This is a genomic window from Gilliamella sp. Pra-s52 (assembly GCF_009795805.1).
Taxonomy (GTDB): domain Bacteria; phylum Pseudomonadota; class Gammaproteobacteria; order Enterobacterales; family Orbaceae; genus Gilliamella.
Genome location: NZ_WTEY01000001.1, coordinates 187,482 through 204,847, shown reverse-complemented (window position 1 = coordinate 204,847; position 17,366 = coordinate 187,482). Strand labels below are relative to the sequence as shown.

Sequence of the window (17,366 nt, the reverse complement as noted above, 5' to 3'; positions counted from 1 at the left end):
CTCTTATTAAATAGTTAAATTTTTCAAATTATCCGATAAATTTTCAATATCCGTTGGTAATGTGGCAATATCGTCTTTAATTTGTTGATACCAAATTACCTCATCCCAAATTTCGAATTTATTAGATTGACCAACGAACATTGTATTTTTTTCTAATTTAGCATAAGTACGTAACGTAGATGGCAATAAAATTCGCCCTGAATTATCCATTAAACACTCAGTTGCATAACCCAATAACAGTCTTTTAATTCTACGTTCAGCATCAACAATCGTTGATAATGTTGCAAGCTGTTGCTCTATACATTTCCATTCAGATAGGGAGTAAAGGGTTAAGCAAGGGTGGTATAAACCAATTGTGCAAACCATACCTTCAGATAAAGATTCACGGTAACGAGTGGGAATAGCCAACCGTCCTTTATTATCTAAATTGATTGAAATTGCACCACTGAACATAAAAATTCCATTATTTGTAAATTTAACATTAATTTTTAATTTTTAAAAATCAATAAATTAAAAATTAAATTCTTTTCACCACTTAATCCCACTTTTTACCACAAAATTTTATAAAATAATAGATATTTGATAAATTAATTTATAAAGGTTTAAAAACGCATCCTATTATCTTTTTTTTGAAAATGGGTTTATAAGAAAGGAATAATGAAAGGTTTTGCCGACAAGGATCGGCAAAGAAAAACTCAAGATACAGTCCAAAACCCTGTTACATTAACTTTGTTCTGCTGTAAAACTGCACGAATAGGCATTTGATTGATATCATTACCTTTTTCGGCTTGTTCTAATACATTCAATTTACTTTCACCAACTAAATGTAGATAAATATTTTTACTATTTAAAATTGTTGGTAGCGTTAATGTAATACGATCAAGTGGTGCAGTTAATGGGGTCATACCAACAACTTTTTGACCAGATTTCATATCTAAACCGGCTGCTAAATTAGCAGCATCAGGGAATAATGATGCTGTATGACCATCTTCGCCCATACCTAAAACAACTACATCAAATGGCATCGGAATTTTATCCAACATTTTATTAGTCATTTCTGCACCATCAAATGGATTATCATAGCTGTTTTTCAAACCAACAAAATTCGCCAATTTTGCTTTATTTTGTAATAAATGTGTCATTACTAATTTTTCGTTGCTAGCATCATCACTATCATCGACCCATCTATCATCAACCAATGTAATAAAAACTCGATTCCATTCTAAATCTTGTTGACTCAGTGAGGTAAATAATGGAATAGGTGTTTTACCACCCGAAACAGCAATAGATGCATACCCTTTTTGTTCAACGGCTTGTTTTAATTCATTGATAATATGTGAAGTTAAATCTTCGATCAGTAACTGACCATTTTGATATTTATTTAACGTGAACATAGTTATTTTCCTTTATTCAAATTCATGCCATGAGTGCCCGTCTTTAGTAATTAAAGCAACCGATGCGACTGGCCCCCAAGTTCCGGCTTGGTAAGTTTTTGGTGGTTCATGTTCTGTTTCCCAAGCACTAATAATTGTATCAACCCATTTCCATGCGGCTTCAACTTCATCACGGTGAACAAATAATGCTTGACGACCCTTCATAACTTCAAGCAATAAACGCTCGTAGGCGTCAGCACTCTGTTGGTGAAAAGTTTCGCTGAAACTTAAATCAAGTTTTGTTGTTTGTAAATTATGAGTGCTATCCAATCCTGGTACTTTATTTAGAATTTCAATATCCATTCCTTCATCAGGTTGTAACCTAATCGTCAATTTGTTTTGTGGTAGTTCTGGATAAAATTCACTAAATAAATTAAGTGGTAACGGTTTGAAATAAACAACGACCTCAGAACATTTACTTGGTAAGCGTTTACCTGTACGTAAGTAAAATGGAACGCCTGCCCAACGCCAGTTATCAATATCAACTCGAATCGCAACAAATGTTTCAGTATTACTTTTTTGATTCGCACCATCTTCTTCTAAATAGCCAGGCACCTTAACACCATTAACAAATCCTGCAGTATATTGACCTCGAACTACTTTTTCTCGAATATTAGTTTTATCAATTGGCCTCAGGGCGTTAAGCACAGCTATCTTTTCACTACGCAAGCTATCATCTTCAAGGTTAGCTGGTGGTGACATTGCAATCATAGTTAAGATCTGCAATAAATGATTTTGCACCATGTCACGCATTTGACCCGCTTTATCAAAATATCCCCAACGCCCCTCAATACCAACTTGTTCAGCTACAGTAATTTCAACATGATCGATAGAATTACGATCCCAAAATGAAGCAAATACTGTATTTGCAAAACGTAAAGCTAATAGATTTAATACTGATTCTTTACCTAAGTAATGATCAATACGATAAACTTGCGATTCACTAAAGAATTTAGCCACTGAATCATTGATTTCACGAGATGACTGTAAATCTGTTCCAAGTGGTTTTTCCATCACAATACGGTTTTGTAATTGATTTAATCCAGCAGTAGCTAAACCTTGGCAAATAGTCCCAAAAGTCCCTGGATGCATTGCAAAGTAGAAAATAGCAGGATGATTTGAATCAAGTTTATTCTTTAACCCTTCAAAACCTACGCTATCATTGACATCTAATTTATGAAAATCTAATCGTTTAGAAAATCGTTGCCAAATACTATCATCTAACGGTTCTGGCATAAACGAAGTTAACGCATCTTTTGCTACCTCACAATAAGCAACATGATCCCAATCAGCGCGTCCTACGCCTAAAATTTTGGTTTGTTCAGGTAGTTTTCCATACTTTTCTAATTGATATAAAGACGGTAGTAATTTTCGTCTTGTCAAATCCCCTTTAGCACCAAAAATAACTAAATTACAAGCTGGGATATCAGACATGGCTTTCTCCTAAAATGGTATAATGTAATTATTCTATTATGTTCGATATCTGGTGTATACCCGATTAATAGGGTAAATCATAGTAATAGGTACTATTCTATTAACTCTAAAACAAAAAGGTCACCTTTGGGTGACCTTTTGCTTGAAACGAGTAATTAAATGATATTCCAATAAATAAATTATGCTCGTACAAAATCCATATGAACTAATTTTGGTTTAAATGCATGACGTTGCACAGCTTGTACTTTTACTTTAACAGCTTTACCATCAACTTCAACGGTTAAAACTTCAGAATAAAATTCTGGTTTTTCTTGCATATTAAAAACTTGGTTGTGATCAAGTACAACAGAGATTGCTGGTTCACTACCACCATAAATAATTGCTGGAAATTTACCAGCGTGACGCAGGCGGCGGCTCGCACCCTTACCATGCTCTTTTCTAACTTCAGCTTTAAATGTAAACATATTAATTTCTCTTAATTATTTAAATATAGAAACCAATTACAGGCGACCCAGTAATTGGCTATTAAATTAGTACTTTTAAAAAAGTGTCGTAGATTATAGAGTGTTATGCTCGTAAACGCAATCAATTAATCATATTAAAGACAGTATAAATATTGATTGCATCATACAACATATAATACGAATCAAATATTTAAATTAGCTCTATTTTAAAGCCATAAGTTGATTTCTTATTTGGTGACAATTTCAATGGTTTTGTGATACAACCCGCTTCAACACAAACCATCGATTTATACTCATCATTGCCGAAATCAGCCATTGATTTAGCTTTATTTATCCATGGGTTCCAAGTGACCACATCACTTACATTAGTGTTGGTTAGTTGGATTGTTCGAGCACCATCAGTTATTGTTATTCGATTACCTACATCGGTATAAATACGATCGACCTCTTGATTAAATGTTAATTCACCTACAGTTACTGGTTTGTTTTCAACAGCTAAACGTTCTTGATAAGTATCACCTAACCCTTTAACTACAACATGGTCAATATTATCAATACCAAAATAGGTATGTAGAGCACTAGTTACATCAAAATCTGCTGAGCAACTTAAAGTAACTTCACAGCTTTTACCTAGATGAAGACTTAATGACACAGAGAAAGGTTTGTTACAATAAGACTCTGTTTGTTGACTATTAGTAAGTGATAAAACAAGATCAACGCCATTATCGTCTTCTTCACAAGAATCTAATTTCCATTCAACAAGGCGCGCAAAACCATGAGTTGGATTACCTAATTGACCAAACCATGGCCAACAAACAGGAACTCCTCCACGAATGGCTACATCTTTTTTAAAATGGGTATTATTGCTTAACCAAACAACGGGGGTTTGCTCACTAGAGGGTTGCCAAAATAATAAGTGTGCACCTTGTAATGTAACTGCTGCACAACAGGTTTTATGCTTAATAACTAAAGTTGAGAGCTCACCATAAGACGATTGTTTTACTGATGAGCTTAGTGGCACACCTGATAAGCTACTATCTAAAATCTTTTTATATATACTCATACTTACTCCTAAATAACAAATTTAATTAATATAAAAATTTATTAAGAATTGTACGCTTTTTAAGTCAATAATAAAAACGCAATAGATGCCAAGAGCTTTTTTTTATAAATTGAAGTAAAATGCTACACCATAAAAAAACAAATCAACATACTGTCTGGTTATTTTTGTTAAAAAGTTTCAGGAAAAACCCTCGTTTATGTATAAAATCCCAATGAGTTTGTATATTCATATGCCATGGTGCGTACAAAAATGTCCCTATTGTGATTTTAATTCACATACTGTAAAAAAAATACCAGATTATCAAGCTTATATAGAGCATTTAATTAAAGATCTACAGCATGATGCTGTTTTTTGTTTAAATCGTTCAATTCATTCAATTTTTATTGGTGGTGGTACACCTAGTCTATTTTCTGCCGAGTTGATTGATAAATTATTATCAAATATAAATAAAATAATACCGATAAATAAAGATGCTGAAATCACTATTGAAGCTAATCCAAACTCTGTTGATGTAGAAAGATTTAATGGTTATCAACAAGCTGGCATAAACCGAATATCAATTGGTGTGCAAAGCTTTCAAGCCGATAAACTTGTTAAGTTAGGACGGATACACGATCCCAAAGAAGCAATCACAGCAGGAAAACTTGCCAAAACATTAAATTTAAGAAGTTTTAATTTAGATTTAATGCATGGTTTGCCAAATCAAAATATTGATGATGCCATATATGACTTAAAACAAGCCATTACTATTGCACCACCGCATTTATCTTGGTATCAATTAACCATTGAACCCAATACGCTATTTGGTTCAAAACCACCTGTTTTACCTGATGATGATAAGCTTTGGGAAATTTATCAACAAGGTCATCAATTATTAACTCAGCATGGTTACCAGCAGTATGAAACCTCGGCTTATGCTAAAGAAGGTTCGCAATGCAAACATAATTTAAATTATTGGCGATTTGGAGACTATTTAGGCATTGGATGTGGCGCTCATGGTAAATTAACCCAATCAGATGGAAAAATTATTCGAACTATAAAAACTCGTCACCCCAAAGGGTATTTAGAGGGACGTTATTTAGATAAATATTATACAGTTCCAAAAGAGGAATTACCTTTTGAATTTTTTATGAATCGTTTTAGACTTTTTGAACCAACACCTAAACATGAATTTGAACAACGAACTTATTTACCTTTACACTCAGTTGAAAAACAGTTAGCAACTGCTATTGAAAAAAATTATTTAATTGAAAATAAAGGAAGTTGGCAAATAACAGATCATGGTAAACTATTTTTGAATTCGTTATTAGAGATATTTCTATAGATAATTATTTGAAATATTTTAACTTAATTTAAATGATATTATTATTTACATTTATTTAACATGATAAATACAAACTATTTAATTAATCATTCAGATATCTTTACAGACTTTCTTCATAAAAAAGTACATACTATTTTCCGACAATGTATTATTTCATTGTTTTCCTATTCCTTATGTTTTCCCAATAACTTTGTTATTGGGTTTTTTTTTGCATTTAAATTTTGAATTGAGATAGAAGTTACTTTTTTTCAAAATAACTCGTAAATCATCTCCCACCATAGCAATCGATTCAAAGTGAAATTGTGGTACAAATGAAAGCCTTTTCAGATTCGGCAATATACACATATCTAACGCATTATGACCAAGTAATTTGGGGGCGTAATAAATAATCAATTCATCCACTAAATTTTGCTCTATCAATGCTCCTGCAAGATGAGCACCAGCTTCAACCCAAACCGAATTTATTTGTTTTTCAGCTAATAGTGCAAACAATTTAGATAAATCTATTTTTTTACAACTAGATGGCTCTATAATTAATTTGGTGTTTTGCTTTGCAATAAAGCTATTTTTTTTTCGTACTACCCATGTATCACCTGGCTGATTGAAAATATTTTCGCTACCCATTAACCGATCTTGACTGTCAATAATGACACGAATAGGTTGTCGGATTTTTTCTGGTAGGTAGATTTTTTTTATTTCATCAGGTAACTGATGATATCTAACTGTTAAACTTGCATTATCAGCTTGCACGGTGGTACAAGTACTTAAAATGCAACTTGCTTGTGCTCTAAATTGTTGTACATCTTGCCTTGCCACGCTTGAGGTTATCCATTTGCTTTCACCTGATGCCATGGCAACTTTACCATCAAGAGACGTAGCGAGTTTAAGTTGTACATATGGCAAACCCGTCCGCATACGTTTTAAAAAACCTTTATTAATCGCTTCGGCTTGCTCAGTTAAAACGCCAATCATGACATCTATTCCAGCTTCTTTCAACCGCTTAATACCATTACCTGCAACATTAGGATTAGGATCTTGCATAGCAATAACCACACGTGTAACACCGGCTTCAATAAGCGCATCAGCACATGGCGGCGTTCGACCAAAATGGCTACACGGTTCTAGTGTTACATAAGCTGTTGCACCTTTAGAATTTTCACCAGCCATTTGTAATGCATAAATTTCGGCATGAGGCTCACCAGCTTTTTGATGATAACCGTGACCAATAATTTTATTATCTTTTACAATCACACAACCAACGTTAGGATTAGGAGATGTTGTAAAACGACCAAGCTTAGCTAGCTCAATCGCTTGTTGCATGTAAAAATAATCGTTATTATGTATCATTATTATCTGGATGGCTATTTTTGTTGTAACTTAGCAATTTCATTACTAAATTGTTCAATGTCATCAAAACTAAAATAGACTGAAGCAAAACGGATATACGCAATTTTGTCTAGGTTTTTTAGTTCTTCAATCACATAATCACCAATTAATTTGGCTGGGATCTCACGTTCAGCTGTTGCTCTTAGTTTAGATTTTATACGTGTAATTGCATCTTCAATAGCATCAAAACTAACTGGGCGTTTTTCTAGAGCCCTTTTCATACCATTACGTAATTTATCTTCATTGAATGGTTCGCGAACTTTATTACTTTTAACGACATTAGGCATAATTAATTCAGCCACTTCAAATGTAGTAAATCTTTCATTACATTCAACACATTGTCGTCTGCGACGAACTTGAAATCCTTCACCAACAAGACGTGAATCAATCACCTTTGTATCATCTGCATTGCAAAAAGGACAGTGCATAAATGTATCCTTACGGTAACAAAATAATCATTACAATATCTGAAAATTTTGATTTAAACAAGGGTCTAATTATTGTAATGTAAGTTTTGTCATCGATGGTATAAAATATATAATGATGAAGATTTACTAGTCATTAAGAATTTAATAAATTCAGTTCGTTTTATTAGATATTTAGCCACCTATCTGATGGCATAAAATACTTACCAATTTAATTTAATGAGAAAATCCCTTAATTTAGCAAAATCATCAGGCATATGATGAGAAAGTAACGTCATATCAGCCCGTTCTGCTAACCCTTCAGGAAGTGGAACAGATTTACCTAGAATATCTTCAACAACTTCTTTAAATTTTGCTGGATGTGCCGTACCTAAAAATAGTCCATATTCACCCTCTTGTAACTGTTCACGCAGTGCACGATAAGCAATTGCACCATGAGGTTCAGATAAGTAACCTTTTTGATAAAGTTCACAAACAGTCTGCTTAGCAACTTCATCAGAAACAGTAGCATGACCAAGTGATTTAAGAGCCCACCCCTCGCGCTTATAAATCTCTTCAATACGGGGCCAATTATTTGGCTGGCTTACATCCATTGCATTCGATAATGTTGCAATGGTTGCGTGAGGTTCCCACTTACCAGTTTCTAAATAACGAGGTACTGTATCATTGGCATTCGTTGCGGCAATAAAGCGTTTAATAGGTAATCCCATTGTTTTCGCTAGTAGACCTGCTGTTAAGTCGCCAAAATTACCACTCGGCACAGAAATAACCAACTGTTCACGTTGGGTTGATGTTAGTTGTGCAAAAGCTTCAAAATAGTAACAAATTTGTGCTAATAATCGGCTAATATTAATTGAGTTAGCAGAATTTAAGCCAATTTTAGTTTTTAATTCATCATCATCAAATGCTTTCTTAACTAGTGCTTGGCAAGCATCAAAGTCACTTTGAATAGCGATTGTATGAATATTATCACCCAAAGTACAAAATAACTTTTCTTGTAATGGACTAATTTTACCTTCTGGATATAAAATCACGACGCGAATATTTGGTAAATGATAAAACGCGTGAGCAACGGCCGCACCAGTATCACCAGAAGTAGCTGTCAAAATAGTAATTTTTTTATCAGCAGCGACCTGCACTAACGCTTGTGCCATAAAGCGTCCACCAAAGTCTTTAAATGCTAATGTTGGACCATGATATAACTCTAATGAACCAATATCCGCTTCTACTGAGGCTACTGGGGCTGGAAATTGAAATGCATTTTTAACAAGTCTATACATATCATTACTGCTAATCTCATCACCAATAAAAGCAGATAAGATTTTGGCGCTACGAGTAATAAAATCAAGTTTTAATAACGACTCAATTTCAACTAATGAAAACTTAGGCAATTCTTGAGGGAAAAATAAGCCTTGCCCTCTTCCTAATCCTTGTTGAACTGCTTGTGCAAAGCTAACTTGCTCTGAATGATCTTTTAAATTATATAATTTCATAATATGTTCCAATTATCTTTATGCTTTAATTATGTACTCTTACTGATATCAGTTTAATCAATAAAAGTTGGAGTCTTCCTAGTTTTAGACCTATTTTTATAATAAAAAACCTAAATAACTCTTGCACCTTGAGTATCAATTTTACAAATATGAGTAAAACCTTCATCATTTTGCAAATAATATTTTTTAAGTAATAATTCAATTTGCTCAGCTGTTTCAAGTTTATCAGCAATCACAAACATTGTTGGCCCTGATCCCGAAATACCCGATGACAAAGCGCCAAGTTGCTTAACTCGTTTTTGTGTTTCATCAAAATTAGGTAATAGCTGTTTACGATAAGGTTCAGCAATATTGTCACACAACATTGATGCTGCCAATTTTGGTTGTTTGGTATAGCAAGCATGAATAAATCCACCAACATATCGCCCATGAGCAACACAATCTGATTTTTGGTACAAAGCGGGTAAAATTGCACGAGCTTCAGCCGTTGATACTTTTATACCGGGATATGCCATAATCCAATACCAATCTTCAAAATGAGGAATTGGTTGGCTGATTATATCCATTTCATCAAGGATAAGTTGCATACCGCCTAAATAGCAAGGCGCAACATTATCGTAATGCACACTACCTGAAATACGCCCCTCAAGTTCGCCCATTATAAAAAGCATTTCAAATTCATTTAAAGGCTTATCAAAAAATTCATTCAAAGCAACTAATGCACCAACTACAGAACAGGCACTTGAACCTAAACCGGAACCAATGGGCATGTTTTTCTCTAGTGTCATATGGACAGGTAAAGCTTTACCTATTGCTTGACAAAATCGCTGCCAACATTGAAATACAATATTGTATTTTGGATCACTTGGTAGTTTTTGAACAAATTTACCTTTGCAAGTAAGAGAAAATTCGTTAGCAGATTCAACTGTAATACAGTCACCAAGCATAGCTCCACTAATCGGGCTAATTGCTGCCCCTAATATATCAAAACCAACGCTAATATTAGCCATGGATGCAGGAGCATAAACAGTTAAAGATTTATGGAACATTTAACCTCCGATTTTGCCTGATGTTGTCCGTAAAATATCAGCAAAAACGCCAGCTGCAGTAACATCATTACCCGCCCCATAACCACGTAATACAAGTGGAATAGGTTGGTAATAACGAGTATAAAAAGCTAAGGCATTTTCACCGTTTTTAATTTTATAAAGAGGATCTTCACTATCAACAGCTTCAATTTTAACACTGCATTGATGGTTTTCTATACTACCCACATAACGTAATACTTTACCTTCTTTTGCTGCTTGTTCAGATTTTACTTTAAATTCTGCATCTAGCTGCGGTAATTTAGCCATAAACTCATCGATGCTACCTCGGGCATACTCAGCAGGTAAAACCGATTCGACATTGATTTGATCAAGTTCTAATTGCAATCCTGCTTCCCGTGCTAAAATTAACAATTTCCTAGCAACATCGGTGCCTGATAAGTCATCACGAGGATCAGGTTCAGTAAAACCTTTCTCTTTAGCCAATTTAGTTGCTTCAGACAGTAACATGCCCTCATCAAGTTTACCAAATATAAAAGAAAGCGATCCCGACAAAATTCCCGAAAACTTGATTAATTCATCACCTGCATTAAGTAGATTTTGAAGATTTTCAATTACTGGTAACCCTGCCCCTACATTAGTATCATATTGGAATTTACGCTTACTTTTTTCCGCTTCTTGACGTAAGCGTAAATAATAAGCCATTGAACTAGTATTAGCTTTTTTATTTGGCGTAACCACATGAAAACCGTTAGCTAAAAAATCTGCATATTTGTTAGATACTTCACTACTTGAAGTACAATCCACCAAAATTGGATTAAGTAGTCTATTATTTTTAGCAAATTCGATAATGCTATCTAAAGAATAATTCATTTCACTCTGTTTAATTTGGTCACGCCAATGACTAAGATCAATGCCGTCTCGATTGGTTATGCTGTGTTTAGAGTTAAACAAGCCACACACTCGTAAATCAATTTGTTTATTTTTAAGCCATTTTTGTTGACGTCCAATTTGATCAATAAGTGCTCCACCAACACCACCAACGCCAATAACAAAAACATCTAGCATTTTATCGGTACCAAACAACATTTGATGGGCAACACGTACACCCATAACTGCAACATCATTATCAACAACGACCGAAATTGAACGTTCAGATGAACCTTGTGCTATAGCAACAATATTAATATTAGCTCTGGCTAATGCTGTAAAGAAATTAGCAGATAAACCACGTAGTGTCCGCATACCATCACCAACAACAGAAATAATAGCAAGCTTTTCTATAACTTCGATTGGTTCAAGTAATCCATCTTTTAATTCTAAATAAAACTCATCGCTCAAAGCCTCTTCTGCTCGATAAAGTTCGGTTTGTGGCACACAAAAACTAATGCTGTATTCGGATGATGATTGAGTAATAAGTACAACTGAAATACCAGCATAAGACATCGCAGAAAAAACACGTGCCGACATACCAACCATACCTTTTAAACCCGGACCTGATACGTTTATCATTGCCATATTATTTAAATTAGTGATACCTTTTACTGGAGTGGTTGAATCAACAACATTCGCACCAATAAGTGTTCCTGGTGCATCAGGGTTATTCGTATTTTTAATTAAACAAGGGATTTGAAATTGAGCAATAGGTAAGATAGTTCTTGGATGAAGTACTTTTGCACCAAAATATGAAAGTTCCATCGCCTCTTGATAAGACATCGTTTTTAGTAATTTAGCATCTGGCACAATACGAGGATCACAAGTATAAACACCATCAACATCAGTCCAAATTTCGCAACTATTTGCTCTTAAACATGCCGCAAGCACAGCTGCTGAATAATCAGAACCATTACGTCCAAGTACAACTAATTCACCTTTTTCATTACCGGCAGTAAAACCTGGCATTAAGATAAAATTATCTTGTGGAATATTCATTTCAGCAATTCTGTGTGTTGACTGTGGTATATCAACAGTCGATTCTAAATAATCACCTTCTGCAATAAGCATCGCAACAGGATCGATTACCGTGATGGTGTGACCTTTTGCTTTAAGAAGTTCTTGCATAATGGCAATTGATAGTTTTTCTCCACGGCAAATAATTGACGCATTAATACTATCAGGACATTGACCGAGTAAAGCAACGCCTTCAAGTAATTGCTTTACATTATTTAATTCATTTAATGCAAAACGTTTCATTTCTTCATAAGCAAAATTCGGTTGAACTTTTGCAATACCAGCTAATAGATCGGCAAATATTTTTTCAGCATCATAAATATTACTTTTTATATCTTGCTTAGCGACTGTTTTTTCAACCATAGCAACTAAATGGTTGGTAATTTTAGCAGGTGCCGATAAAACAGTAGCTGTTTGCTCTTGTTTAGCATTATTTTCAATGATTTCTGCCACTCGTAAAAAACGTTCTGCATTAGCAACAGAGGTTCCTCCAAATTTTAAAACTTTCATATCACACCTTACTTATTATCTTAATTTATGCCCATTATGATTCAAAATACAGTTTATTCGACCTTGTTATGTCGATAGGTATTAAGAAAACCTTTTAGCGTTATAACGTTAGTTGTAATTTTATTTTCTAGCTACATTTATTTTTTATATAAATTTTTACATATAACAAAAAAACCCGCCTTTCTTAGGCGGGTTTTTGAATATTTTTTGGAAAAATCAACCCGCCCTAGATTGCGTAATAGTACCTAAGGTGCCAATAATATTTGTCATATGGATTGAAATAATCATTATTTTTCCTAAAAATTTTTCCCTGAAACTATAAACAAAACAGCCCGACATTTTCATGTCAGGCTGTAATTTTAAAAAACCTTTTTACTATTTTCGTACTCATTGACAACTTTGTTTAATGCTTGATATATGCTTTGAGCATCTTGTTTTTTTAGAGCTTCATCTAAGATATTGAGATACGATAACATCAATTTTTGATTATCTTCGGCAAATTGAGGTGATACTTCTTGATCTTCATACAACATAACATATGTACGAGCAAATCCAAAAATCAAAAAATAAACCGAAGCATTTTTTGGGTCTTCTTGAATTAGTGCTCTCATTGCCTTTCGTAGTTTTACATAACTATCTGTACCCGGCAAACTAGTCGCAAATGTTTTCGTTACTTCAGAAAATGTCATTGCCATAAACCTCAATCAAAATTACAAGAAGAAAGAATAGCAACCCATTCACAGAAGTGCAAGCCTATTTTGTTTACTAAACAATTTTTTTTAATTTTTAATAAAAATATACATGCAAAGCACAATGCCAATGGGTATGTTATTAGTCAACTTCTTTACAAACAGACAATCCAGCCGGAGCTTGTGCAACAGGCATTATTTCAATTGAATTGACATTGAAATGTTCCGGTGTATTAATTAACCATGAAACAGTATTAGCAATATCTTCTGGGGTAATAAACGCTACACCTTGATAAACCGCTGCCGCTTTCTGATTATCACCATGAAAACGAATATTGGAAAACTCTGTACCACCACATAATCCGGGTTCAATATTGGTGACACGTACTTTTTTTCCTAATAAATCTGTACGCAAATTAGCACTAAACTGTTTAACAAAAGCTTTAGATGCACCATAAACATTTCCACCTTTATAGGCATAAGTACCTGCAACAGAACCAAGATTAATAATATAACCTAAATTACGCTCAACCATCTGAGGTAAAATTTGTCGAGTTAGATTTACTAACCCAATAATATTAGTATCAATCATTGTTACCCAATCGCTGTAATCTGCTTCATAAGCGGGATCTAAACCTAAAGCTAAACCAGCGTTATTAATCAAAATATCAATTGTTTGGAATTCTTTAGGTAATTGTAACAAAATGGAACTCACTGCATCTTTTTTAGTTATATCTAATGGTAATGACAAAAAATTAGAACCTAAATCATCTGCAAGATTTTGTAGTTTATCTGCACGTCTAGCTACGCCAACAACTTTATAACCATCAGCTATAAGCTTACGACAAATAGCTTCCCCAAAGCCAGAAGATGCACCAGTAACTAAAGCAATATTCACATTAAATCTCCTCATTGGCTAAATAACAATTTAAGTGTATTTACATAAACTAGAAAATAGTAAATAAAAATATACTTAAACACATACTTTCCTGAAAATTTTTACAAACTTATTTATAAAATACTTATAAAAAACCCGCTAATTAAGCGGGTTTGTATTGAATACTTCATTTAGCAGCTTCTTCCACAGGTTCATCATCTTTTAACGGAACAATCAAAGTATCGATATGAGTATTATTGATAAGTTGACGAGCGGAAGACATTAATTTACTCCAAAAATCCTGATGATGACCACATACAACTAAATCAATGTTATATTCGTGAATGGCTTCAATTAACACTTGGTCAAATTCCCCATTACCCGAGAGAGTATGAGCAATAGGATAGCCTGCATCATTTGCTAAGTTATTCAATGCAAGATGAGCATCTTCAGTGATTCGATCTTTCATATCATTCATATTGATATCAACTAAACCGGTGTAAAGATCTGAATAATTAATACCAACATGAATCAATGATATTTGAGCATTATATGGTCTGGCCATAGAAACGGCTTTTTCTACAAGTACTTCACTTTCAGGTGACAAATCAACTGCGACTAATATATGTTTATAAGCCATGATACTTTTCTCCTTCCTATTTTTAACGCTCAAGTAAATTAAAACCAGTACCCTACTTTTACTACTAAATTAATTTTTGAGCAAGCCAAAAAAGCGATCCAGATAACAAAATCGAAATTGGGAGTGTTAAAACCCATGTTAACGCAATATTTTTAATGGTTTTACTTTGTACTCCGCCACCATCAACGATCATTGTTCCGGCAACTGATGACGAAAGCACTTGAGTTGTAGATACAGGCATCCCCGTATAACTTGCAATCCCAATTGATAAGGCCGTTGTGATTTGCGCTGATACCCCTTGCGCATAAGTCATCCCTTTTTTACCAATTTTTTCGCCAATAGTTATAGCCACACGGCGCCAACCAATCATTGTCCCAACAGCTAACGCTGAAGCAACCGCAATAATAATCCAAATTGGTGCATACTCAACGGTTTTAAGTAAATCACCCTTCAAAGATTTTAAATACTGCTTATCTTCTGAAGACACATTGGGCTGTTTAGCCACATGCGATACAGTATCAGATAAACAAAGTAAAATGCGTCGGGCTTGCGAACGTTGCTCAACCGTTAGTGAATCATAATCATTTATTTTATTAAATAAATGATTAGCAATACCTAGGGTGGTAAACGAATGTGAATAATCACAATGATATTTATTTAAGTCATCTAAAACAATATTGGTATCTAATACAGGTTGTTTACCAATTACCTCTGTTAGATCATCATTATGCTCTACAAAGTATTCTTGAATAGCATGAACAGCATTACGCGTGTTAGTAATGTCATAAGTAGAAGCGTTCATATTAACGATAAAACCTGCAGGAGCAATCCCCATTAATACTAACATTAAGAGACCAATACCTTTTTGACCGTCATTAGCACCATGTGAAAAACTTACGCCTGCAGCTGAGATAATAAGCATAATGCGAATCCAAAAAGGAGGTTTCTTCTTACCATAGAGTTTTTCACGTTGTTCCGGTGTCATAAAGATGCGTTCTCGCTTTTTACTGCTTTTTTTACTTTGGCTTTTACGAGTCCAGTATTTTCGCAATAAAAAAATCATCAACCCAGCAATTACAAGACCAACCACAGGAGAAATAATTAATGACAAAAAGATTTGAATCATTTTGGGAATATTGAGGGCATTTATTATCGAAGTATCCATAATAAATGCGTTAGCAAGCGCCACCCCTATAATTGAACCAATTAATGTGTGTGAGCTTGATGCGGGAATACCAACATACCAAGTTCCTAAATTCCAAATGATTGCAGCAAATAGAATAGAAAAGACCATAGCCAGTCCATGAGTTGAGCTGACATTAAGTAATAAATCAGTAGGCAATAGATGAACGATGGCATAAGCAACACTCAACCCACCAAGTAATACACCAAAAAAGTTAAACATACCGGCCATAAAAACAGCAAGTTGTTCTTTTAGTGCTCTTGTATAAATTACGGTAGCAACAGCATTAGCAGTATCATGAAATCCATTAATGGCTTCATAAAAGAGAACAAAAAACAACGCAAATCCCAATAATATAATGGTCGAGAATTCTAATTCAGCAAATAGATGTAACATAATAAATCTTTCTGTTGTTAATAGAGTCCCTATTATCCTTGAGAATAAGGTAATGAGCAAAACAAATTTTACATTTTTCGTTTTGCATAATGTGTAGCTAACACTGCACAAACCATTAATTGCACTTGATGAAATATCATTAAAGGTAAGATCATTATACCCATTACCGACATAGGAAAGATAACACTAGCCATGGGAATACCACTAGCTAAGCTCTTTTTTGAACCACAGAACACAATCGTGATTTCATCTTCTTTATTAAAACCGAGTAATCTTGAACCATAAGTAGTTATTAATAAAACAATAGTTAATAGTACAATGGAATAAAAAATAATTTCTAAAAGCGATAACAAACTAATCTGCGTCCAAATGCCATTTGCAACAGCATCACTAAAAGCAACATAGACAACCAATAGAATCGAAAGGCGATCAGTCTTAGAGATAATACGTTTATATTTATCCACCCATTTACCTATAAAGCGCCTTGATAAGTGACCAAGTACAAATGGCAACATTAGTTTCAACATGATAGAAGTAATTGCATCTAGCATATTCATGGAACTAGAAGATTCAGTACTCATTAATAAGCCAACTAAAATTGGAGAAATAAATACGCCTAATAACGTTGATGCTGAAGCACTACAAATAGCAGCTGCCACATTGCCTTTCGCTATTGAGGTAAACGCTATAGCTGATTGAACCGTTGCAGGCAATATACAAAGATAAACAAAACCTAAATAAAGGTTTTTCGGTAAAAAATTGGGAACCAACACTTGCATCATTATTCCAAGAATCGGGAAAATAACAAAAGTAGTTGTAAAAATAACCAAATGTAATCGCCAATTTTTTATACCAATAACAATCGCCTGAAAAGAAAGCTTAGCACCATGCATAAAGAATAATAAGCCAATAGCAAATGTTGTGAGATATTCAAAAATAACTTTAGCTTGCCCCTTACAAGGAAACAAACTAGCTGTAACCACAACAAAAATGAGTACCAACAAGAATGGATCGATCTTAAAACGTTGTAGTATATTCATGTTTTTAGAATCT

At 34.0% G+C, this 17,366-nt stretch carries 16 protein-coding genes; 1 reads left to right on the top strand and 15 read right to left on the bottom strand.

Annotation, left to right across the window (positions count from 1 at the left end):
• Positions 1-6: 6 nt before the first annotated feature.
• The 5 genes from mraZ to GQ594_RS00940 form a co-directional block, all read right to left on the bottom strand.
• A complete protein-coding gene (gene mraZ, locus GQ594_RS00960) occupies positions 7-453 on the bottom strand; it encodes a division/cell wall cluster transcriptional repressor MraZ (protein WP_160411068.1) in 447 nt (148 codons plus the stop codon).
• Between the two features lie 242 nt (positions 454-695).
• Complete coding sequence (pgl, locus tag GQ594_RS00955) at positions 696-1,394, bottom strand: 6-phosphogluconolactonase (protein ID WP_160411067.1); 699 nt, start codon at positions 1,392-1,394, stop codon at positions 696-698.
• 12 nt (positions 1,395-1,406) lie between these two features.
• Complete coding sequence (gene zwf / locus GQ594_RS00950) at positions 1,407-2,867, bottom strand: glucose-6-phosphate dehydrogenase (protein ID WP_160400600.1); 1,461 nt, start codon at positions 2,865-2,867, stop codon at positions 1,407-1,409.
• Positions 2,868-3,046: 179 nt separating this feature from the next.
• A complete protein-coding gene (gene rplY, locus GQ594_RS00945) occupies positions 3,047-3,331 on the bottom strand; it encodes a 50S ribosomal protein L25 (protein WP_160400599.1) in 285 nt (94 codons plus the stop codon).
• A 190-nt stretch (positions 3,332-3,521) separates the two neighbouring features.
• The gene (locus GQ594_RS00940; protein ID WP_160411066.1) at positions 3,522-4,394 is read right to left on the bottom strand and encodes a D-hexose-6-phosphate mutarotase; all 873 of its coding nucleotides are present in this window, start codon (positions 4,392-4,394) and stop codon (positions 3,522-3,524) included.
• Positions 4,395-4,590: 196 nt separating this feature from the next.
• Here GQ594_RS00940 and hemW point away from each other — a divergent pair, with 196 nt between their 5' ends.
• Positions 4,591-5,718, top strand: a complete 1,128-nt coding sequence (hemW, locus tag GQ594_RS00935) for a radical SAM family heme chaperone HemW (protein WP_160411065.1) — start codon at positions 4,591-4,593, stop codon at positions 5,716-5,718.
• Positions 5,719-5,889: 171 nt separating this feature from the next.
• On the opposite strand, the gene ribD is transcribed toward hemW, so the two are convergent.
• From ribD to GQ594_RS00885, 10 genes are all read right to left on the bottom strand, one after another.
• On the bottom strand, positions 5,890-7,065 hold the full coding sequence (gene ribD, locus GQ594_RS00930) for a bifunctional diaminohydroxyphosphoribosylaminopyrimidine deaminase/5-amino-6-(5-phosphoribosylamino)uracil reductase RibD (protein WP_160411064.1): 1,176 nt from the start codon (positions 7,063-7,065) through the stop codon (positions 5,890-5,892).
• A gap of 14 nt (positions 7,066-7,079) precedes the next feature.
• Complete coding sequence (gene nrdR, locus GQ594_RS00925) at positions 7,080-7,532, bottom strand: transcriptional regulator NrdR (RefSeq protein WP_160411063.1); 453 nt, start codon at positions 7,530-7,532, stop codon at positions 7,080-7,082.
• Between the two features lie 200 nt (positions 7,533-7,732).
• Complete coding sequence (gene thrC / locus GQ594_RS00920) at positions 7,733-9,022, bottom strand: threonine synthase (RefSeq protein ID WP_160411062.1); 1,290 nt, start codon at positions 9,020-9,022, stop codon at positions 7,733-7,735.
• Between the two features lie 110 nt (positions 9,023-9,132).
• The gene (gene thrB, locus GQ594_RS00915; protein ID WP_160400588.1) at positions 9,133-10,071 is read right to left on the bottom strand and encodes a homoserine kinase; all 939 of its coding nucleotides are present in this window, start codon (positions 10,069-10,071) and stop codon (positions 9,133-9,135) included.
• Positions 10,072-12,528 carry a bifunctional aspartate kinase/homoserine dehydrogenase I gene (gene thrA, locus GQ594_RS00910; RefSeq protein WP_160400587.1) on the bottom strand — a complete coding sequence of 819 codons (2,457 nt, stop codon included), beginning with the start codon at positions 12,526-12,528 and terminating at the stop codon, positions 10,072-10,074.
• Positions 12,529-12,887: 359 nt separating this feature from the next.
• Positions 12,888-13,217 (bottom strand): hypothetical protein, encoded by a 330-nt coding sequence (locus GQ594_RS00905; RefSeq protein ID WP_160400586.1) that lies wholly within the window; start codon positions 13,215-13,217, stop codon positions 12,888-12,890.
• A gap of 142 nt (positions 13,218-13,359) precedes the next feature.
• The gene (locus GQ594_RS00900) at positions 13,360-14,130 is read right to left on the bottom strand and encodes an SDR family oxidoreductase (RefSeq protein WP_160400585.1); all 771 of its coding nucleotides are present in this window, start codon (positions 14,128-14,130) and stop codon (positions 13,360-13,362) included.
• 151 nt (positions 14,131-14,281) lie between these two features.
• Positions 14,282-14,734, bottom strand: coding sequence for a universal stress protein UspA (gene uspA / locus GQ594_RS00895; protein ID WP_160400584.1), 453 nt, complete (start codon positions 14,732-14,734; stop codon positions 14,282-14,284).
• Between the two features lie 64 nt (positions 14,735-14,798).
• Positions 14,799-16,313 carry an inorganic phosphate transporter PitA gene (gene pitA, locus GQ594_RS00890; RefSeq protein WP_160400583.1) on the bottom strand — a complete coding sequence of 505 codons (1,515 nt, stop codon included), beginning with the start codon at positions 16,311-16,313 and terminating at the stop codon, positions 14,799-14,801.
• Between the two features lie 68 nt (positions 16,314-16,381).
• The gene (locus tag GQ594_RS00885) at positions 16,382-17,353 is read right to left on the bottom strand and encodes a bile acid:sodium symporter family protein (RefSeq protein WP_160411061.1); all 972 of its coding nucleotides are present in this window, start codon (positions 17,351-17,353) and stop codon (positions 16,382-16,384) included.
• Between the last annotated feature and the right edge of the window lie 13 nt (positions 17,354-17,366).